Source organism: Azospirillum brasilense, assembly GCF_005222205.1.
GTDB lineage: Bacteria > Pseudomonadota > Alphaproteobacteria > Azospirillales > Azospirillaceae > Azospirillum > Azospirillum brasilense_G.
On record NZ_CP032349.1, the window covers coordinates 383,894 to 404,262 of the forward strand.

16 protein-coding genes are annotated in these 20,369 nt (G+C 69.6%); 13 read left to right on the forward strand and 3 right to left on the reverse strand.

Features of this window, described 5'->3' with window-relative positions; genetic code table 11:
• Positions 1-129: 129 nt before the first annotated feature.
• Entirely contained in the window at positions 130-1,137 is a 1,008-nt protein-coding gene (locus D3869_RS30960) for a GlxA family transcriptional regulator (RefSeq protein WP_137143650.1), read from the reverse strand.
• Between the two features lie 140 nt (positions 1,138-1,277).
• On the opposite strand from D3869_RS30960, the gene D3869_RS30965 reads away from it, so the two are divergent.
• From D3869_RS30965 to D3869_RS30985, 5 genes are all read left to right on the forward strand, one after another.
• Positions 1,278-2,348 (forward strand): ABC transporter substrate-binding protein, encoded by a 1,071-nt coding sequence (locus D3869_RS30965; RefSeq protein ID WP_137143438.1) that lies wholly within the window; start codon positions 1,278-1,280, stop codon positions 2,346-2,348.
• Positions 2,349-2,374: 26 nt separating this feature from the next.
• Positions 2,375-3,472, forward strand: coding sequence for an ABC transporter ATP-binding protein (locus D3869_RS30970; RefSeq protein ID WP_137143439.1), 1,098 nt, complete (start codon positions 2,375-2,377; stop codon positions 3,470-3,472).
• A gap of 8 nt (positions 3,473-3,480) precedes the next feature.
• On the forward strand, positions 3,481-4,332 hold the full coding sequence (locus D3869_RS30975; protein ID WP_174449641.1) for an ABC transporter permease: 852 nt from the start codon (positions 3,481-3,483) through the stop codon (positions 4,330-4,332).
• Positions 4,329-5,117, forward strand: a complete 789-nt coding sequence (locus tag D3869_RS30980) for an ABC transporter permease (protein WP_035681830.1) — start codon at positions 4,329-4,331, stop codon at positions 5,115-5,117. The genes D3869_RS30975 and D3869_RS30980 overlap by 4 nt, the downstream gene beginning before the upstream one ends.
• A 68-nt stretch (positions 5,118-5,185) precedes the next feature.
• The gene (locus D3869_RS30985) at positions 5,186-6,199 is read left to right on the forward strand and encodes a proline racemase family protein (RefSeq protein WP_035681829.1); all 1,014 of its coding nucleotides are present in this window, start codon (positions 5,186-5,188) and stop codon (positions 6,197-6,199) included.
• Positions 6,200-6,327: 128 nt separating this feature from the next.
• Here the strand turns inward: D3869_RS30985 and D3869_RS30990 are convergent, their stop codons facing one another.
• Complete coding sequence (locus D3869_RS30990; RefSeq protein WP_137143440.1) at positions 6,328-7,029, reverse strand: GntR family transcriptional regulator; 702 nt, start codon at positions 7,027-7,029, stop codon at positions 6,328-6,330.
• 159 nt (positions 7,030-7,188) lie between these two features.
• On the opposite strand from D3869_RS30990, the gene D3869_RS30995 reads away from it, so the two are divergent.
• The 8 genes from D3869_RS30995 to D3869_RS31030 are packed head-to-tail and all read left to right on the forward strand — an operon-like array spanning position 7,189 to position 14,439.
• Positions 7,189-8,061, forward strand: a complete 873-nt coding sequence (locus tag D3869_RS30995) for an isocitrate lyase/PEP mutase family protein (RefSeq protein ID WP_137143441.1) — start codon at positions 7,189-7,191, stop codon at positions 8,059-8,061.
• 26 nt (positions 8,062-8,087) lie between these two features.
• Positions 8,088-9,503 (forward strand): 3-isopropylmalate dehydratase large subunit, encoded by a 1,416-nt coding sequence (gene leuC, locus D3869_RS31000; RefSeq protein ID WP_137143442.1) that lies wholly within the window; start codon positions 8,088-8,090, stop codon positions 9,501-9,503.
• 1 nt (position 9,504) lies between these two features.
• The gene (gene leuD, locus D3869_RS31005; protein ID WP_137143443.1) at positions 9,505-10,131 is read left to right on the forward strand and encodes a 3-isopropylmalate dehydratase small subunit; all 627 of its coding nucleotides are present in this window, start codon (positions 9,505-9,507) and stop codon (positions 10,129-10,131) included.
• Between the two features lie 57 nt (positions 10,132-10,188).
• Positions 10,189-11,148, forward strand: a complete 960-nt coding sequence (locus D3869_RS31010; RefSeq protein WP_137143444.1) for an ABC transporter substrate-binding protein — start codon at positions 10,189-10,191, stop codon at positions 11,146-11,148.
• A 54-nt stretch (positions 11,149-11,202) separates the two neighbouring features.
• Complete coding sequence (locus tag D3869_RS31015; RefSeq protein WP_137143445.1) at positions 11,203-12,063, forward strand: ABC transporter ATP-binding protein; 861 nt, start codon at positions 11,203-11,205, stop codon at positions 12,061-12,063.
• Positions 12,060-12,809, forward strand: coding sequence for an ABC transporter permease (locus D3869_RS31020; RefSeq protein WP_137143446.1), 750 nt, complete (start codon positions 12,060-12,062; stop codon positions 12,807-12,809). Before D3869_RS31015 ends, D3869_RS31020 begins: the two co-directional genes overlap by 4 nt.
• A gap of 5 nt (positions 12,810-12,814) precedes the next feature.
• A complete protein-coding gene (locus tag D3869_RS31025) occupies positions 12,815-13,552 on the forward strand; it encodes an ABC transporter permease (protein ID WP_137143447.1) in 738 nt (245 codons plus the stop codon).
• 23 nt (positions 13,553-13,575) lie between these two features.
• The gene (locus tag D3869_RS31030; RefSeq protein ID WP_137143448.1) at positions 13,576-14,439 is read left to right on the forward strand and encodes an isocitrate lyase/PEP mutase family protein; all 864 of its coding nucleotides are present in this window, start codon (positions 13,576-13,578) and stop codon (positions 14,437-14,439) included.
• Positions 14,440-14,451: 12 nt separating this feature from the next.
• On the opposite strand, the gene D3869_RS31035 is transcribed toward D3869_RS31030, so the two are convergent.
• Positions 14,452-20,211, reverse strand: coding sequence for a trifunctional serine/threonine-protein kinase/ATP-binding protein/sensor histidine kinase (locus D3869_RS31035; protein ID WP_137143449.1), 5,760 nt, complete (start codon positions 20,209-20,211; stop codon positions 14,452-14,454).
• Between the last annotated feature and the right edge of the window lie 158 nt (positions 20,212-20,369).

The window sequence follows — 20,369 nt, forward strand, 5'->3', positions numbered from 1 at the left end:
CACAGCGCAAGCCGGACGGCCACTTCTGCCGGGTGCGATCACCCGCCGGTTTCGATGCCGAGCGGGATTTCCCCCGAATCCCGCACAGTCGGGCAAGCGCCCCCACCGGTTCGGGACACCGGGACCGCCTCACGTCACGCCGCCCTTGCCCTTGCGGGCCCGGCTGGGCATCTCGCCGAACTGGGTCTTGAAATCGCGCGAGAAATGGGCGGCGTCGGCGAAGCCGCAGTCGAAGGCGATCTCGGTGATGGTGCGGCGCGTGTGCTCCAGAAGCCAGCGCCCGTAATCCAGCCGCAGCCGGCGCTGGAAGGCCGACGGCGAGATGCCCAGCGCCGCCTGGAAGGAGCGTTCGAGCTGCCGGGCGCTGACCCCGACGTAGCGGGCGATGGCCTCGACGGAGGGCGGGGAGTCCAGCCGCTGCTCGATGAAATGCGTCGCCTGACGGACGCGGGCGTCGGTCACGCCGTCGAGGTTGGCGTAGAAATGCGCCTGCGGCAGCGCGCCGGGGCGGATGTCCTGAAGCATCATGTGGCGGACGGCCTGCCGCGCCTTCTGCCCGCCGCAGTGCCGCGCGACGAGGTAGAGGCCGAGGTCGATGGCCGCCGTCGATCCGGCGCAGGTGATCAGGTCGCCCTCGTCGATGAAGAGATGGTCCACCGAGGCGTTGGCGGCCGGGAAACGCTCGCGGAAGGTGTCCAGAACGTTCCAGTGGACGCAGACGCGGCGCGTGCCGACGAGGCCGGCGCGCGCGATGGCGAAGGTGCCGGTGCAGATGCCGAGAAGCCGCACCCGCTGCGCCGCCACCGTGCGCAGATAGGCGGTCACCGGCCCCGGCACCTCGTTCCGGTAATCGTTGCCCCCGCACACCGCCACGTAATCGAAGGGCGCCGGGGCAAGCAGGTCGCTGTTGGGCGTCACCAGCACGCCGCAGCTCGACCGGCGCGGCTGCGCGCCGACGCTCATCACCGTCCAGCTCGCGTCGATCTGCCGGCTGCGTCCGCCGAGGTCGGCGGCGAGCCGCACGGCGTCGATCAACCCGGAGAAGGCCGTCAGCGTGAACTGGTCGAGAAGCACGAAGCCGATGCGCAACCGGGGATCGGTGGGGGACGAGGCGTCGCGGACGGGGGCGTCCGGCATGTCGGGTCTGGGCGTCGGCATGTCGGAAATATTCAAGGATTCGGCAGCATTCTTCTATCGGAAAATACGTCGGAACAATTAGCTTTCGAACGAACCACGGCTCTGACGCCCGCTGGACCGACACCACGAAGGAACCGGTCATGACCCATACGCGCGCCGCCACCCGCACCGTCTCACGCTTTGCCGCCCTGACCGCCGTCCTGGCGGCCGGGGTCTCCCTGTACGCCCTGCCGGCCGCGGCCCAGGGCGAGATCCGCGTCGCCTGGTACGGCGGCAACTGGGGCGAGGCGTTCCGCACCTGCGTCGCGGAGCCCTTCACCAAGGCGACCGGCGTCCGCGTCGTGCCGGAGATCGGCACCTCGACCGTGACCTTCGCCAAGCTGCAGCAGCAGAAGGACGCGCCGACGCTCGACGTCGCCTACATGGACGGCGGCATCAGCGAGATGGCGCAGGCGGCGGGCGTGCTGGACGCCATCGACCCGACGGGCGTGCCGAACCTGGCGAAGGCGTTGCCGGAGGCGATCTACAAGGCGGACGGGTCGATCTTCGCCGCCGGTTCCGGCTACTACTCGCTGGGCCTGACCTACAACACCAAGGAGATCAAGACCCCGCCGACCTCGTGGAACGACCTGTGGAAGCCGGAGTTCGCGGACACGGTGACGATCCCGTCGCCGGCCAACTCCTCCGGCGTGCCCTTTGTCATGTTCCTGAACCGCATGTGGGGCAACCCGCCGGGCGACCTGTCGAAGACCTTCGAGAAGCTGAAGACGCTGAAGGCGGCGCTCTACTTCGACAGCTCGGGGGCGGCGAGCAACGCCTACCAGAGCGGCGAGGCGATCATCGGCGCGCATTTCAACGTCGGCGCCTGGGATCTGGCCGACAAGGGCCTGCCCATCGGCTTCGTCGTTCCGAAGGAAGGCGTCTGGGCCACCGACGCGCGCCTGCATCTGGTCAAGAACGCGCCGCACAAGGCCGACGCCCAGCGCTTCATCGACACCGCGCTGACCCCGGAGGCGTCGGCCTGTCTGGCGGAGAAGCTCTATCTCGGCCCGGCGGTGCAGAACGTGTCGGTGTCGCCGGACGTCGAGCGCAAGCTGCCCTGGGGCGTCGGCGGGTCGGTCAAGAACCTCAAGCTCTTCAACTGGGCGGACATCAACCGGGACCGCGCGGCGATCACCGACGCCTGGAACCGCGAACTCGCCCGCCAGTGAACCGCAGCCAGCCGGGGAGCCCCTCCATGTCCGCGACGCCCAAGCCCGACGCCCTGCTCTCCATCCGCTCCATCGACAAGCATTTCGGCACATACCATGCGCTGAGGGACGTGTCGCTGGATGTGGCCCATGGCGAGTTCGTCGCCCTGCTGGGGCCGAGCGGCTGCGGCAAGACGACCCTGCTGCGCTGCATCGCCGGCTTCCTCTCCCCCGATTCCGGGACCATCCGGATCGGCGGGGAGGACGTGACGCGGCTGCCGCCGCACCGGCGCCCGCTGAACACGGTGTTCCAGCATTACGCCTTGTTCCCGCATCTGAGCATCCTCGACAACGTGGCCTACGGGCCGCGCCGTCACGGGGTGCCGCGGGGCGAGGCGGTGGAGCGCGCCCGCGAGGCGCTGGAGCTGGTCGGGCTGGACTCCGCGGCGGGCCGCTACCCGCGGGAGCTGTCGGGCGGCCAGCAGCAGCGCGTCGCCCTGGCGCGGGCCTTCGTCAACCGCCCGAAGCTCCTCCTGCTCGACGAGCCGCTGAGCGCGCTCGACCTGAAGCTGCGCAAGCGGATGCAGATCGAGCTGAAGCATCTCCAGGAGAAGCTCGGCATCGCCTTCGTGTTCGTGACCCACGACCAGGAGGAGGCGATGAGCATGGCGAACCGCATCGTCGTCATGAACCGCGGCGTGATCGAGCAGGTGGGCGACGGGCGGGCCATCTACACCCGCCCGGCCAGCCGCTTCGTCGCCGACTTCATCGGCGAGGCCAACCTGCTGCCGGGAACGGCGGAGGGCGACGCCGGGGTGCGTCTGGCGGTGGGGTCGGCGCTGCTGCCCCACCTCGGCGCCGACACGCGGCAACAATACACCGCGGTGCTGCGGCCCGAGCATGTCGAGCTGCTGAACCAGCCGGAGGCGCCGGGCCTGATCACCGACCAGGGCTTCGTCGAGGACGTCATCGACACCGGCGGGCAGACCGTCGTGACGGTGCGCGTCGGCGAGCATCTGCTGGCCAGCCGCCGGCTGGGCATGGCGGGGGAGGGGCTGAATCCGGGGGCGCCGGTCTTCGTCGGCTTCCGTCCGGGGCACGTCCACATCATCGCCGAGCCGGCCACCCACCGGTCCGGACCATGAGCACGACCATGAGCGCCGCCATGAACCGAGCCTTGCCCCTGCTGGCGGCCCCGGTCGCCTTCTTCGCCGCCTTCTTCGCTGTCCCGATGATCGTGGTCGTGTCGTCCAGCCTGATGGCGGGCGGCGTGCCGTCCCTCGGCAACTACGCGCGGGTGCTGTTCGACCAGTATCACTGGGACGTGCTGGCGGCGACCTTCCGCATCGCCGGGCTGACCACGGTGGCCTGCGCGCTGCTCGGCTATCCGCTGGCCTATTATCTGGTGCGGGTGGTCAAGTCGCGGGCGCTGCGGCGGACCTGCGTCATCCTGCTGGTGCTGCCGCTGTTCACCAGCAACATCGTCCGCTCCTTCGGCTGGATGGTGCTGCTGGGACGCAACGGCCTCGTCAACGACGCGCTGGTCGGGGTCGGCATCCTGGACCGCCCGATGCGCTTCCTCGGCACCGAGCTGGGCATCGTGATCGGGCTGGTCTACATCCTGCTGCCCTTCATCGTGCTGGCGGTCGGCAACGCTCTGGCCGCGGTGGACCCGGCGCTGGAGGACGCCTCCTCCGACCTCGGCGCCACGCCCTTCGACACCTTCCGGACGGTCACCTTTCCGCTCTGCCTGCCGGGGCTGATGTCGGGGATCATCATGGTCTTCACCCTGGCGGTCAGCGCCTACGTCACGCCGGCCCTGCTCAGCGGCGGCAAGATCACGGTCTTCCCCATGCTGATCTTCCAGCAGTACAGCACGGTCTTCGACGTGAACTACGGCGGCGCGCTCAGCATGACGCTGCTGGTCATGACGCTGGTCCTGGTCGGTCTGGCCGGCTGGATCGGCAACGCCGGGGCCAGCGCAACGGGGAGGAAAGCCCAATGATCGCACGGCTTCTTCTGCGGGTGGTGTCCTGGTCGGTCATGGCCTACCTGATCCTGCCGCTTCTGGTCATCGTCGGTTCCTCCTTCACCGCCACCAGCTACCTCGCCTTCCCGCCGCAGGGGCTGACGCTCGACTGGTACGGGCGGATGCTCGGCGACACCTCCTATCTGGCGGCTTTCGGCACCAGCACCCTGCTGGCCCTGGTCGCCACGGCGGCGGCCCTGCTGCTCGGCGTTCCGGCGGCGCTGGCCATCGCCCGCTGCGAGTTTCCGGGCAAGAAGTTCCTGCTGTCGCTGCTGATGTCGCCGCTGGTCCTGCCGCACGTCGTGCTGGGTGCCGCCCTGCTGCAATACTGCGCGGCGCTGGGGCTGATGCGAAGCTTCACGGCGCTGCTGGTCGGGCACATCGTCATCATCATGCCCTTCGTCCTGCGCTCCGTCCTGCCGCAGCTGACGCCGGAGCAGCGGGCGCTGGAGGAGGCCTCCGCCGACCTGGGCGCCCGCCCGATGGAGACCTTCTTCCTGGTCACGCTGCCGCAGATCCGCAGCGGCCTGGCGAGCGGCGCGATCTTCGCCTTCATCTCCTCCTGGATCAACGTCGAGCTGAGCATCTTCAACACCACGGCGGAGATGACGACCATCCCGGTCAAGCTCTTCAACTACGTCCAGTACACGATCGACCCGGTCATCGCCGCGGTGTCCTCCATCACCATCGGCGTGGCGGCCCTGGCGATCATCATCCTCGACCTCACCGTCGGGCTGCATCTTCTGTCGGACCGGCGCTGACCGGTCCCGACACCCCCCGCTTCATCCCCCGATCCAACACTGAATCCGATCCACGAAAGGGTCCTTCCATGCGCATGCAAGACGCATTCGATGTCCTGTACACCCACACCGAGGGCGAGCCGCTCTGCATCATCCACAGCGGCATCCCCTATCCGGCCGGTTCCAGCATCCTGGAGAAGCGCCAGTTCCTGGAAACCCATTACGACTGGCTGCGCGAAGCCCTGATGCGCGAGCCGCGCGGCCACAAGGACATGTTCGGCGTCTTCCTGACCCCGCCGTCCGGCCCGGACTACGACGCCGGCCTGATCTACATCGACGGCACCCAGTATTCGCACATGTGCGGCCACGGCACGATCGCCGTCGCCATGGCGATGGTCGCCAACGGCCTCGTCCGCCGCGGCGAGAACGGACGCACCACCATCCGCTTCGAGACCACCGCCGGCCTCGTCGTCGCCGAGGTGGCCCATGAGGGCGACCGGGTGCTGTGGACCAAGTTCGAGAACGTCCCGGCCTACGTCGCCGCGCAGGACGTGGAGTTCGAGCTGCCGGAGATCGGCCCGCTGAAGGCCGACATCGTGTGGGGCGGCAACTACTTCGGCATCATCGACCTGACCGGCACCTCGCTGCGCATCGGGGCGGAGAACGGCACCGCCCTGTCGCATTACGGCATCCTGGCGCGCGAGCAGCTCCGCCAGAAGGTGGCGATCCAGCACCCGGCGTCGGCGCACATCAACAACTTCAACTTCGTGACCTTCTGGCACGAGCCGACCATCGAGGGCGCCTTCTACAAGAACGTCCACGTCTTCAGCGCCGGCCAGCTCGACCGTTCGCCGGGCGGCACCGGCACCAGCGCGATGATGGCGATGTTCGAGGCGCGCGGGAAGATGGCGATCGGCGACACCATCCGCTCCGAGGGCCTGCTCGGCACCGGCACCTTCGAGGGCAGCCTGCTCGGCGAGACCCGCCTGAACGGCGTGCGCGCCGTGCGCCCGACCGTCAAGGGCACGGCCAGCATTCTCGGCACCGCCCGCTGGGTCATCGACCGCAACGATCCGGTCGGCGCCGGCTTCCTGGTCGCCTGATCGGTCCTTAGCGGCAGCGTCCTGAACTTTGTCCCGGCGTCCCCTCAGGGCGCCGGGACCATTGTGCTGCGCCGATCAGGGCGATCCACCTGCCCATACCGGCGCGCCATCGTTGTATACAATGATGCTCACTCGGTTTTCGGGACCGTGAAGACGGCCCGCCCGGCGCGCACATGGGCGCGCATCACCGACGACGCCCATTCCCCGTCGCGGGCGGTCAGGGCTTCGACGATCTCGCGGTGGTGGTTCATGCTGCGGGCGAGGTCGCGCCGGCTGTAGCGGGCGAAGGTCCGCAGAACCAGCGGCATCTCCACCACCTGCCGGATCATCTGGCCCAGGCGCCGATCCCCGGCGATGTCGATCAGCAGGCCGTGGAAGCGGTCGTTCAGCGGCGTGATGCGTGAGAAATCCACCGCCTCGCCGTCCCCCACCACCGCCTCCATCGCGTCGCACAGCGCCCCCAGCTCGACAAGATGGTGCGGCTCCGCGCGGCTGGCGGCGAGGCCGGCCACCTGGCTTTCCAGCGTCGCGCGCAGCCCGAAAATCTCGTCGAGGTCCTGAATCGTCCAGGCGTTCACCTTGGCGCCGAGGTTGGGGACGAGCTGCAGCAGCCCGTCGGCGGACAGGCGGCGCAGGGCCTCCCGCACCGGGGTGCGGCTGACCCCGGTCAGCTCGGCCAGCTCCTGCTCGCGCAGATGGGCGCCCGGCGGCCAGCGGCTGGCCAGGATGCCTTCCCGAATGAAGCGATAAGCGCGGTCGGCGGCGCGGTTCGAGCCGCCACCAAGGCCGTTGTCCCATTGGGGCGCCAGAGCCCCGGCGCTCTCCGCCATGCTGACCTCCCTTGCGCTTCGCCCGACGCCTGAACTTTTCGGGTTGCGTTGTATACAATGACGCATTATGTTCGTGGGCACAACAAATCAATCGCCCGCTTCCGGTGCGCCCTGTTGGATGCCGCCGGCGGACGCGGCGGCGAGGGAGGGATACAACCGGTGACGACACCCGCACAACGCCTGAAAACGGCGCTAGAGGCTCCCGGCCTTCACCTGATGCCCTGCTGTTTCGACGCGCTGTCGGCACGGCTGATCGAGCAGGCCGGTTTCCGCGTCAGCCTGATGAGCGGCTTCGCCGTCTCGGCCACCCGGCTGGGGATGCCGGACACCGGGCTGATCTCCTTCGCCGAGATGCTGGACCAGCTCCGCAACGTCTGTCAGGCGGCCCCCGGCCTGCTGGTGATCGGCGACGGCGATACCGGCTACGGCAACGCCATGAACGTGCAGCGCACCGTGCGCGACTACGCCCGCGCCGGGGCCGCCGCCGTCCTGATCGAGGATCAGGTCAGCCCCAAGCGTTGCGGCCACACCAAGGGCAAGCAGGTCGTCGGGCGGGCCGAGGCGCGCATGAAGATCCGCGCCGCCGTCGACGCCGCCCGGTCGGGCTCCGACGACATCCTGATCCTGGCGCGGACGGACGCGCGCGCCGTGCACGGCTTCGACGCGGCGCTGGAGCGCTGCCAGGATTTCGTGGAGGAGGGCGCCGACATCATCTTCATGGAGGCCCCCTACGACGCGGCGGAGATGGCCGCCTTCTGCGCCGGGATCGACCGGCCGGCCATGGCGAACATGGTGCGCGGCGGCCAGACGCCGATTCTGCCGCCGCGCGAGCTGGAGGCGCTCGGCTTCAAGCTCGCCGCCTATCCGCTGACCCTGATGTCGGCGGCCATCGACGCTATGCGCACCGCCCTGGCCGCGGTGGCGGACGGGCGGGAGAGCCAGGTGGCCCAGGCCGATTTCGAGGCGCTGAAGTCCCTTGTCGGCTTCCCCGACTATTACGAGCGGGAACAGGCCTACCGGGCCGCCGAATGATGGGCCGAGTAAGGGGAGGCAACGCCATGACCACGCCGCGTTCCATCATCGACAAGATCTGGGACCAGCACGTCGTCGCCGATCTGGGCGACGGGCGGGTGCTGCTCCACATCGACCGCCACATGCTGCACGAGGTCACCAGCCCGCAGGCTTACGCCGGGCTGGCCGCCGCCGGGCGCCGGCTGCGCCGCCCCGACCTGACCTTCGCAACGGCGGACCACATCGTCTCCACCGAGAACGGCCGCACCGACGACACGGTGCCCGGCGGGCCGGAAATGATCCGCGCCCTGCGCGCCAACGCCGAATCCACCGGCGTCGCGCTGTTCGACCTGGGCGACATCCGCCAGGGCATCGTGCATGTGATCGCGCCGGAACTGGGGATCGCCCTGCCGGGCGCCACCCTGGTCTGCGGCGACAGCCACACCAGCACGGTCGGCGCTCTGGGCGCCATGGCCTGGGGCATCGGCACGTCGGAGGTCGAGCATGTCATGGCGACGCAGACCGCCATCCTGCGCCGCCCGCCGACCATGCGCATCACCTTCACCGGCACCCGCCCGGCGGGCGTGTCGGCCAAGGACATGGTGCTGAAGCTGATCGCCACCATCGGCACCGCCGGGGCGACGGGCTACGGCGTCGAATACGCCGGACCGGCCATCCGCGCGCTCTCCATGGAGGAGCGGATGACCGTCTGCAACATGTCGGTGGAGCTGGGCGCGCGCTTCGGCCTGATCGCGCCCGACGCGGTGACCTTCGCCTATCTCCAGGGGCGACCCTTCGCCCCGGCGGGCGACCTGTGGGAGCGGGCGGTTGAGGCGTGGCGCGCCCTGGCGAGCGATCCCGGCGCCCGCTTCGACGCCGAGATCGAACTGGACGTCTCTAGCCTCACGCCGCAGGTGTCCTGGGGCACCAGCCCGCAGGACTGCATCGGCGTCGGCGAGACCGTTCCCGATCCGGAGCGCGAGGCCGACCCCAAGCGCCGGCAGGCGATGCGCCGGGCGCTCGACTACATCGGGCTGGAGCCGGGAACGCCGATCCGCGATCTGCCGGTGGACATGGTCTTCATCGGCTCCTGCACCAACAGCCGCATCGAGGATTTGCGGGCCGCCGCCGCCGTGCTGAAGGGCCGGCGGGTCGCCGCCGGCCTGCGCGCGCTGGTCGTGCCGGGCTCGGGCCAAGTGCGCCGGCAGGCCGAGGCGGAGGGGCTGGACCGCGTGTTCACCGCCGCCGGCTTCGAATGGCGGGAGCCGGGCTGTTCCATGTGCGCCGGAATGAACGCCGACCGGGTGCCGCCGGGCAAGCGCTGCGTCGCCACCTCGAACCGCAATTTCGAAGGCCGCCAGGGGCCGGGCGCGCGCACCCACCTCGCCAGCCCGGCCACCGCCGCCGCGGCCGCCGTGGCCGGCCGCATCGTCGATGTCCGCAGCTTCGAAGGAGGCGCCTGACATGCCGGAACCCGTTAACCGCATCACCGGAATCGCCGCACCGCTGCCGCGCGCCAACGTCGACACCGACGCGATCATCCCCAAGGCGCATCTGCTGACCATTCACCGCAGCGGGCTGGGCGCCGGCCTCTTCTCCGAATGGCGGTTCGACGACGACGGCCGGGAACGGCCGGACTCCGTCCTCAACCAAGTCCCCTGGCGGGAGGCGAAGATCCTGCTGGCCGGCGAGAATTTCGGCTGCGGCTCGTCGCGCGAGCACGCGGTGTGGAGCCTGATGGACTTCGGCATCCGCTGCGTCATCGCGCCGAGCTTCGCCAGCATCTTCCACGAGAATTGCCAGAAGAACGGTCTGGCCGCGGTGACTCTGGACGAGGCCGTGCTCGCCCATCTCGTCGCCGTCGTCCAGGCAACGCCGGCCGCCACCATGACGGTGGACATCGAGGCTTGCCGCGTCACCGCCCCGGACGGGCGGGAGTTTCCCTTCACGATGGACGCGGCGCGGCGGCAGGCGCTTCTGGAGGGGCTGGACGAGATCGGGGCTAGCCTGCGCCACGACGCCGCCATGGCGGCGTTCGAGGCGCGCGACCGGGCGCAGCGCCCGTGGATTCACGCCCTGCCCACTGCCTGACGGGTCCGGATCAACGCGCATGGCCGGAAAGGCCAGCGGCTATTGGGAGGAACAGCGATGTCGTTCATGACCACGATGAAGCGCAAGGCGGTCCTTGGGGCGGCGGCCATGGGAGTGGCGCTCGCCACCCTGGTCCCGGCGCAGGCCGAGGAGATCACCGTCACCCACTGGGGTGTGCTGATGTACGGCGCTCCCTACGCCGTCGCCATGGAGAAGGGCTACTACAAGGAGCAGGGGCTGGACATCACCGGCGTCCTGACCTCCAAGGGCGGCGGCACGACCATGCGCAACGTCATGGCGGCGCCAATGCCCTACGGCGAGGTCGCCCTGTCGGCGGCGGTGGCGGCGATCAACCAGGGGCTGGACGTGAAGATCATCCACACCGGCGTCCGTACGGCGGGCGAGATCCTGTGGGTGACCAAGCCGGACTCCCCGGTGAAGACCGCCAAGGACCTGGACGGCAAGAAGGTCGCCTTCACCAGCCCGAAGTCGGTCACCGACATGCTGCTGACCATGGTGAAGGACAAGCACGGCATCACGGTGGACGGCGTGTCGGCGGGCGGCATCGGCGGCGGCCTGACCATGCTGGAGCAGGGCGCAGTGGCCGCCGCCCCGGTGATGGACCCGATCTGGGCGCGTGTGCAGAACAAGTACCGCATGGTCTTCGCGGTCGAGACCGAGCTGCCGACCATGGTTCAGACCGTGGGGGTCACCACCTCGGAGTTCGCCGCGAAGAACGGCGACAAGCTGAGGAAGCTGATCGAGGCGCGGCGCAAGGGGGTGGACTTCGTCTACGCCAACCCCGAGGAGACCGCCAAGATCATGACCAAATACTACGACATCGACGAGGCGGTGGCGCTGCAGGCGCTGAAGAATCTGGCGACGATCAAGTACTGGAGCGCCGGCGACTTCGAATATGACGGGATGAACAGTCTGATCAAAGGCCTGCAGATCATCGGCGAGGTCAAGGGCGAGGTCGACTGGTCGAAGCACTCTGACGCCTCGTTTCTGAAATAACCGCTCCGAAGAAAATCCGTCTGAAGACATCCGATGACCGGGAGGAAGCCCCCGATGAAAGCCAACGTCGCCGCCAAGCGCGACCTGCACGAGGAGGCGGGGGCATACCCCGCCCCGGCCGCCCATGCCGAACTGAAGGGGGTCAGCCGCATCTACGGCGTTCCCGGCCACGGCGGGGTGCACGCGCTGGGACCCGTCGACCTGACCTTGCGGCAGGGGGAGTTCTTCTCCGTCGTCGGGCCGTCGGGCTGCGGCAAGTCCACGCTGCTCGACGTGCTGTCCGGCCTGTCCGTGCCGACCGAGGGGTCGGTGAGCTTCGAAGGCAAGCCGGTGGCCGGCAAGGTCCCGGACGGCGTCGGGGTGGTGTTTCAGGAGGACGCCACCTTCCCCTGGCTGACCGTGTGGGACAACATCGCCTTCGGCCTGCGCCGGGCGGGCGTCGATCCGGCGGAGATCGAGCGCCGGGTCACCTACGCCGTCGGCTTCGTTGGGCTGAAGGACTTCGCCAAGGCCTATCCGGTGCAACTGTCCGGCGGCATGCGCCAGCGCGTCTGCATCGCCCGCACGCTGGTGATGCGCCCGCGCCTGATCCTGCTGGACGAGCCGTTCGGCGCGCTTGACGCGCAGACCCGCCTGATCATGGGCGACGAGCTGCTGAAGCTGTGGCGCGAGACCGGCGCCACGGTGATGCTGATCACCCACGCGCTGGATGAAGCGGCCATGCTGTCGGACCGCATCGGCGTCATGTCGTCCCGGCCCGGGCGGATCATCGAGGAGATCGCGACGGGCTGGCCGCGCGAGCGCGATTCCCGCATCGCCAGCGAGGACGCTTTCGGCCAGATCACCGCCCGGCTGTGGCGGCTGCTACGCGAGGAGAGCCTGAAGGCGGCGGGCCTCGCCGGGGGTGGATCGTGAGTTGGGCGGGCTGGCTCCGGCTGATCGTGGTGGGCGGCGCCGTCCTGCTGCTGGAGGTGCTGTGCCGGGCCGGCGTCATCGCCAAGACGGTTCTGCCGGCACCCAGCGTCATGGCCGGCGATCTCTACCGCCTTCTCGCCTCGGGGGCGGCCAGCGCCGACATCGGCGAGACGCTGGGCAACGTCGCCATGGCGGTGATCGCCTCGATCCTGCTCGGCTTCGTCGCCGGGGTGGCGATCCACGCCATGCCGCGGGTGCGCCGGGCGCTCGATCCCTTCCTGGCGACCTATTACGCGGTGCCCTTCTTCGTCTTTTACCCGGTGCTGATCGTCATCTTCGGGCTGGGGGCGGCGCCCATCGTGGTGATCGGCACGCTGTTCGGCGTGGTGGCGATGCTGATCAACACGCTGAACGGGCTGGACCGCATTCCCCGCGTCCTGCTGAAGACCGCGCGCGTCCACGGCATGGACCCGGTGCGCACGGCGCTGATGGTCAAGCTGCCCAGCGCCGCGCCCTTCCTGTTCACCGGGGCCAAGCTCGCCATCGCCTACTGCTTCATCGGCGTCATCGCGGCGGAGTTCATCATGTCCTCCTCGGGCATCGGCTACAGCATCGCCTATGCCTTCAACAACTTCGACAATGCGCGGATGTACGCGCTGATGCTGTTCATCATCGTCCTGGTGACGGTGCTCAACGCGGTGCTCTTCACCTGGGAGCGCCGGATCATGCAGCGGCGGAGGCGCTGACGGCCATGCGCAGAAAGACCGATACGCTCCTCGTCATCGTCGCGCTGGTGGCCCTGTGGCAGGTCCTGCACTGGATCGTCGGCAGCGTCGCCCTGACCTCGCCCGCCGACACGCTGGCCCGCGCGGTGGAACTGCTGGGCTCCGCCACCTTCTGGCCGCACGTCGCGGAGACCGGCGTGGCGCTGCTCTATTCGCTGCTGCTGGCGGTGCTCGGCGGGCTGACCATCGGCATCGCTCTCGGCATCAACCGGCTGGCCGGCGAGGTGGCGGAGCCGATCCTGGTGTCGCTCTACTCGCTGCCCAAGATCACCCTCTACCCGGTGATCCTGCTGGCCTTCGGGCTGGGCCTGTCGGCCAAGGTGGCCTTCGGGACGATCCACGGCATCATCCCGGTGATCATCTTCACGATGAACGCGGTCCGCACCATCCCGCCGGTGATGCTGCGCAGCGCGCGGGTGATGCGCCTGTCGCCGCCCCAGCTCGTCTCCACCATCATCCTGCCCGCCGCCCTGCCGGAGCTGGTGTCCGGCCTGCGGGTGGGCTTCTCGCTGACCCTGTTGGGCGTGCTGATCGGCGAGATGTTCGCCTCGCAGCGCGGCCTCGGCTACCTCGTCATGAACGCCATCGGCGGCCACGACGTGCGCACCATGATGGCCGTGGTGCTGATCCTCGCCACCACCGCCGTGCTCATCAGCGCCGGCCTGCTGCACATCGACCGGCGCATGCACCGGCGGGCCTCGTAAAGACTTCCGGAGATTCCACAGACATGACCATTTCCCTCAAGCAGCGCCTGTCGCAGCCGGGCCTGATCTCGGCCCCCGGCGTGTTCGACATGATCTCGGCCAAGGTGGCGGACGGCATGGGGTTCGACGCGCTGTACATGACCGGCTACGGCACCGTCGCCAGCCATCTCGGCCTGCCGGACGCCGGGCTCGCCACCTACAGCGACATGGTGGGCCGGGTGCGGGCGATCGCGCACGGCACCGCGACGCCGCTGATCGCCGACGGCGACACCGGCTATGGCGGCCTGCTGAACGTCGATTTCACCGTCCGCGGCTACGAGGAGGCCGGGGCCGCCGCCATCCAGCTCGAAGACCAGGAATTCCCGAAGAAGTGCGGCCACACGCCGGGCCGCCGGGTCATTCCCATGGCCGACATGGTGCGCAAGATCCGCGTCGCCTGCGAGGCGCGCTCGTCGAGCGACTTCCTGATCATCGCCCGCACCGACGCCCGCACGACGCTCGGCCTCGACGAGGCGCTGCGCCGCGCCGACGCCTACGCCGAGGCCGGGGCCGACATCATCTTCGTGGAGAGCCCGGAGAGCGAGGCGGAGATGGAGCGGATCTGCCGGACCATCGGCAAGCCGCTGATCGCCAACATGGTGGAAGGCGGGCGCACGCCGGTGATGACCGGGGCGCGGCTGGAGGAGCTGGGCTACCGCATCGCCATCTTCCCGGCCACCGGCTTTCTGGCGATGGCCGCGGCGCTGCGCAGCGCCTACGGCGAAATCCTCGCCAAGGGGTCGAGCGCCGAGTATCGGGGAGAGCTTTACCCCTTCCCCGATTTCACCCGCCTGATGGGCTTCGAGCGCGTCTGGGCGTTCGAGAAGCGCCACCCCGAGACGGAGTAACCGTCCGCCATCTCAGGTCTGCGGCGCCTTTCCGGGGGCACGGCAGGGGAACTCGACGGTGAATCGCGTTCCCTCGCCGGGCTGGCTGTCCAGCTGGATGGTGCCGCCGAGCTGGCCGGTGATCAGGTTGAAGACGATGTGCAGGCCGAGCCCGGTCGAGCCGGTGCCCCGCCGCGTCGTGAAGAAGGGCTCGAACACCTTGCCGTGGTTTTCCGCTGGGATGCCGCAGCCGTTGTCCCGGTAGACCAGCCGCACCCCATCATTCTCCAGCGCCTCCGCCGTGATGGCGATCCGGCCCTTCTCGCCCTCCCGGTAGGCGTGGTTGACCGAGTTGGTGATGAGATTCGTCACGATCTGGGCGATCACGCCGGGGTAGCTGTCCAGCTCGATGCCCTTGGGGCAGTCCAGACTCACCTCGTGGCCCGGGCGGTGCCAGGTCGGGCGCAGGCTGACCAGAACCTCCTCCAGATAGCCGCGCAGGTCGAACCGGCGGCGGTCGCTGCGCGTCTGGTCGGAGGCGACCTGCTTGAAGCTCTGCACCAGATCGGCGGCGCGGGTGGCGTTGCTGATCATGAGCGTCGCGGCGTCGCGCGCGGCCTGCATGAAGTCCTGGAAGTCGGCCCGGCGCATCTTGCCGGTGTCGGACAGCGTTTCGAGCGCGCTGATCTTCTCGCCGAGATAGGAGGCGCTGGTCATCACGATGCCGATGGGCGTGTTGATCTCATGCGCCACCCCGGCGACGAGCTGACCCAGCGAGGCCATCTTCTCCGCCTGGACGAGCTGCTGCTGGGCGGCCTTGAGCTGGGCATGGGCGGCATGGAGCTGCTCGTGGGCGTCGCGCAGCTCGCTTTCGCGGCTGCGGTCCACCGTCACGTCCACATAGACCTGCACCATGCCGCCGTCCGGCATGGGATTGCTGCGGATCTGGATGACCCGGCCGTCGGCGAACTCGATCTCGCTGGGGCTGCTGACCAGGGGCGAGGGCACCAGCGCCGTCAGAAGCTGTCCGGACGCGTTCACCGCGGCGCTCAGCTCCCGATAAGGAACGCCGACCCGGCGCAGCGTGTCCGGCAGGCTGAAAAGCGCCATGGCGCGCTCGTTCCAGACGCGCAGCCGCTCCTCGGCGTCGAAGGCCGCCAAGCCGTCGTACATGCTGGCGAGCGTGGCGCGCAGCAGCTGCGACTGCTCCGCCACTTCGCGCGTCCGCTCGGCGACCTGGGCTTCCAGCGTGCGGTTCAGCCGCTCCAGCCCGTCGTAGAGGCGGGCATTCTCGATGGAGATGGCGATCTGAACGGACAAGAGGTCGAGCAGCTCCAGCCGCTCCGGGCTGAAGATGTCGGCGGCGAGGTTGTTCTCCAGATAGAGGATGCCGACCATCTGGTTGCGGTTGCGCAGGGGCAGGCACAGCACGGAGCGCGGCTGCGCCATCCGCGTGTAGGGGTCGTACTGGAAATCGCCGTCGTTCACGGCGTCGGCCAGGACGACCGGCTCCCCGGTCTGGATGACCGCATCGACGACACCGCGCACCAGGATCGGGGCCGCATCGTCGAGGGGGCGGGATTGCAACACCTCCGCGGCATCGCCCTCGCTCGTCGCGTCGGCCTCGATCCGCCACACGCCGTCGGTCGGCAGCAGCAGGCAGCCCCGCGTTGCCCCGGCGTTGGTGATGACCAGCTTCATGAGGGTCCACAGCAGGTCGCCGAGCCGGATGTCCTGCGCCAGCGCCCGCGAGGTGCGGATCACCGTCTCCACATCCACCATGTGCGAGCTGGACCCGGAGGAGGAGCGGCGCCGCGACGTCGCGGTGACCGGGCGTTGCGGCGGGAGGCCGTCGTCGGCGGGACTTTGGTCCGCCGCCGTCTCGCCGAACAGTTCCGCCAGCCGGGCGTCCAGCGCCCGGACCTTCGCCAGCGCGTCCCAACGCCGGTAGGCGTGGCGAGCCTGGAACAGCATCGCCTTCGCCGTGAAGCGGTCGCCGCGCGCCAACGCGGCCTCGCCAGCCCGCTCGCAGGCGAAGGCCTCGTCGTGGGTGAAGCCCTGCTCGCGGGCGCTCTCGGCGGCGGTCTGGTAATGACGGTGCGCCTTGTCCAGCCGCCCCGTGGCGCGCAGCCGCTCGGCCACCACGAGCGCCAGCAGATGCCGGAAATTGGTCGGCGCGTGGCGGACCGCGCCGCGGAGCCGGCGCTCCAGACCGAGCGCCGCGGCCCGTGCGCGGAGCCGCTCGGCGGGGCGGAGGCGGTCCCAGGCGGCGAAGTCGATCAGGGCGGCGACCACCCGCATGCGCAGGTTCATCACCATGCCCATGGAGGCATCGGCGAAGGGGCGGCGCTTCGCCATGCAGCGCCGCGCCTCGTCGATCCGGCCGAACAGCAGGTTCAGATAGGCCAGATGGCTGTGCATCGTGTCCAGGGCGAGGCGGTTGCCGCTGGCGGCCAGGGCCGGGACGTCGCTTGCTTCCGTGACGTGGGGTCCGGCGAAGACGGTGGGGTCCTCGGACTCGCCAAGCAGATTGGCGATGAGCTGCTGGTGGGGCCGCAGCACGCCGGCCGCGGTCTGCTGGTTCAGGCGCGCGATGGCGGCGGCGTGGCCCGCGGCGGTCTGCTGGAGCTGCCGCAGGGGATGGCCGAGAAACAGCCCTTGCGCGACGGCGTTGTTCAGGCAATAGGCGGCGTACTCGATGTCGCCGGTTTCCAGGCCGATCCGGTGGGCGTCGAGAAGGCCGGCCAGTGATTTGGCCACCGGCTGGTGCCAGACCTCGATGAACAGATGGACGACGAACAGCGTCTGGGCGCGGCCCTGGTTGGCGTTCAGCCGGTCGAGCACGCGCAGCGCCACCCGCCCGTACATGGCGCCCGCCGGAACGTCGCCGAGCATCGCGCAGTGCAGCAGCCCGTAGGTGGCGTAGGTGATGCCGGAGGCCGGCAGGATTCCCTCGGTCGCCGACAGGCGGACCATGCGCAGCAGCAGCACCGTGTAGAGGTTGGTGTCGTGCAGATAGGCGCTGGCCAGCACGCGCGACACGATGCGCCCGATCGTCAGCAGACGCGGGTCCGTCAGCGGCGGGCGGTTCACGAGATCCTCCTCGCCCTTGCCGCGCAGCGCCAGCTTGGTCTTGGCGAGTTCCTTGAGCACATGGCGGGTGTCCGCCCGCTCCGGGATCGGGCTGCCGAGCTGGCCCAGGGCGGTGCGGCAGGCATCGAGCGCCGCGGGCAGGTTCTGCCGCGACACGTGCATCTGGATCTGCGTCTCGTAGGCCAGCGCGCGGTCGAGGACGGTGCGGGCGTTGGCCTCGATGGCCTCGGCCAGCGGCGTCGCCGCGGCGACGTCGCCGTTCACCGCCGCGATCTCCGCCGCTTCGGCGTGTAGGCTGAGCGTCAGCTCGTACAGGCGCGACCAGCCGTCCGCGGGGAGCAGCCCGACCCCGGTGATGAGATAGTCGAAGGCCGGCCCCAGCGCCGCCGAGGCGCGCGCCGCCTGTCCGGCCAGCAGGTTGTAACGGGCCAGCCGCTCCCTCTGCTCCGGCGACAGCAGGGGCAGGGCGCGGTTCAGCTGGTTGGTGATCGCGAACAGCCGGTCGGTCGTCCGGTCGCCCGTCAGGCCCTGGCTGCGTTCCAGCACGAGGCCGACGGCGAGATGGCAGGCCAGGGCGTCGGCGTCCGGCAGCATGCTGTAGGCGGCCTGCTGCACCCGGTCATGGACGAAACGGTAGGTGGCGCGCGGCGACACGCTGTCCATGTCGGCGTAGCGGTAGGCGTCGCCCACCGGGACCACCAGCCCGCTGCGCAGGGCCGGCCACAGCGCCGCCGCCGTCGCGGCGGAGGTCCGCCGGCTCGCGTCGGCCAGAGTGGCGAGATCGAAGGCGCTGCCGATGCAGGCGGCGGTCTGGATGACGGTCAGCGTCTCGGCGGGCAGCTCGCGGATGCGGCGGACGACGAAGGTGACGACGTCGTCGACCATCCGTTCCATCCGCTGGGACTCGATGGCCTCCAGGTTCCAGTTCCACACACCGGCGAGGCCGTCATAGGCGATCAGCCCGCTCTGCTCCAGCGACTCCAGGAACTGGCCCAGGAAGAAGGGGTTGCCCAGCGTGTTGGCGATCAGCCGTTCGGCCAGAGGGCGCACCTCGTCGGGGGCCGCGTGCAGCGTGTCGGACAGCAGGGCGACCACCGCGTCGGCGTCGAGCCCGCCGAGAGAGACCTCGCGCACCGGCACGCCGCGCTCGCCGAAGGTCTGGATCGTGTGGCGCAGCGGGTGGGCGGCATCGACCTCGGTGTCGCGGCAGGTGCCGACCAGCAGGAAGTGGCCGAGGTCCGGATCGCCGGCCAGCCCTTCCAGGAGCTTCAGCGTGGCGAGGTCGGCCCATTGCAGGTCGTCCAGGAACAGCACCAGCGGGTGCCCCGCCCCGGCGAAGGCGCGGACGAAGTTGCGGAAGACGTAGATGAAGCGCTCATGCGCCTCCACCGGACCCAGTTCCGGGACCGGCGGCTGGGGGCCGATCAGCCGTTCGACGTGCGGAATGACGTCGGTGATGACCCGCCCGTTGGGACCGAGCGCGGCGAGCAGCCGGGCGCGCCAGCGCGCCAGCGACTCCGGACCGGTGGCGAAGGTCTGCCGCACCAGGGTCTTGAAGGCCTCGATCACCGGGGCGTAGGGGATGTCGCGCTTCAGCGGCTCGAACTTGCCGGTGATGAAGAAGCCGCGGCGGGCGATCACCGGCTTGTGCAGCTCGCGGACCAGCGCCGACTTGCCGACACCGGAATAGCCGGAGATCAGCAGGGTTTCGAACCCGCCCGCGGCGGCCCGCCCGAAAGCGTCGAGAAGGGCGCGGAACTGCGCGGTGCGGCCGTAGAGCTTCTGCGGGATGCGCAGCACCGGACGGACGTCCCGGCTGGCCAGCGTGAAGGGCTCGACGCGGCCGTGGCCGCGCCATTCGGTCAGGCAGCGTTCAAGATCGGCGCGCAGGCCGAAGGCGCTCTGGTAGCGCTCCTCCGGGTTCTTCGCCATCAGCCGGGCCACGATGGCGGCCAGCGGCTCGGGCACCAGCGGGTTGAGCTTGTGCACCGGGACGGGCGTCCGCGCGATGTGGCAATGCACCAGTTCCAGCGGGTCGCCCGATGGGAAGGGGGGCTGCCCGGTCAGGAACTCGTGGAAGGTGGCGCCCAGAGCGTAGAAGTCGGCGCGGTAATCCACCGACCGGTTCATCCGCCCGGTCTGCTCCGGCGCCATGTAGGCGAGCGTGCCCTCCATGGTGCCGACGTCCGGGTCGCCCGCCTCTTCCCGCGATAATTCCGACGCGATGCCGAAATCGATCAAGTTGAACTGGCCGGTCGCCGGGTTCCAGATCAGGTTGCCGGGGCTGATGTCCTTGTGGACGACCCCGGCGTCGTGCACGGCGGCCAGCGCGTCGACGGCCTGGAGCGCCATCCGCAGGAAGACCGCGACGTCCTCCGTCCGCACGTCCGGGAGCCCGTCCAGGGCGGTGCCACCGATGTCGCGGAACACCATCATCAGCCCGTTGCCGTGGGGGACGCAGTCCAGCGCCTCCACGATCCCGGCGTGGCGCAACCGGCGGGTGATGGCGAATTCACGCAGGAAGGCCGCCTTGTCCTCGCCGCCGATGTCCGCGCCGGACAGGAATTTGCAGATGACGGGCAGGCCGTCGTCGCGGCGGATGGCGCGCAGCACGGTGGAGCGCGACCCCACATGCAGCGTCTCGACAACGCGGAAGCCCGGTAACGCCGGCACGGTTGCGGTGGGGATGGCCCCGATCACGACGCAGCATCCTTATGTCGCGTGGTTGCGGTATCCGTTATAGAAGGTCGCGCCACGGTGGAGCAAGCGCAGGGCGTGCCGGCCGGGGTTTTGCACGATTTTTGCTTTGCGATCGCACGGGTCATAGGCCTGTAGCATCGGCGAAACGGCGTAATAGT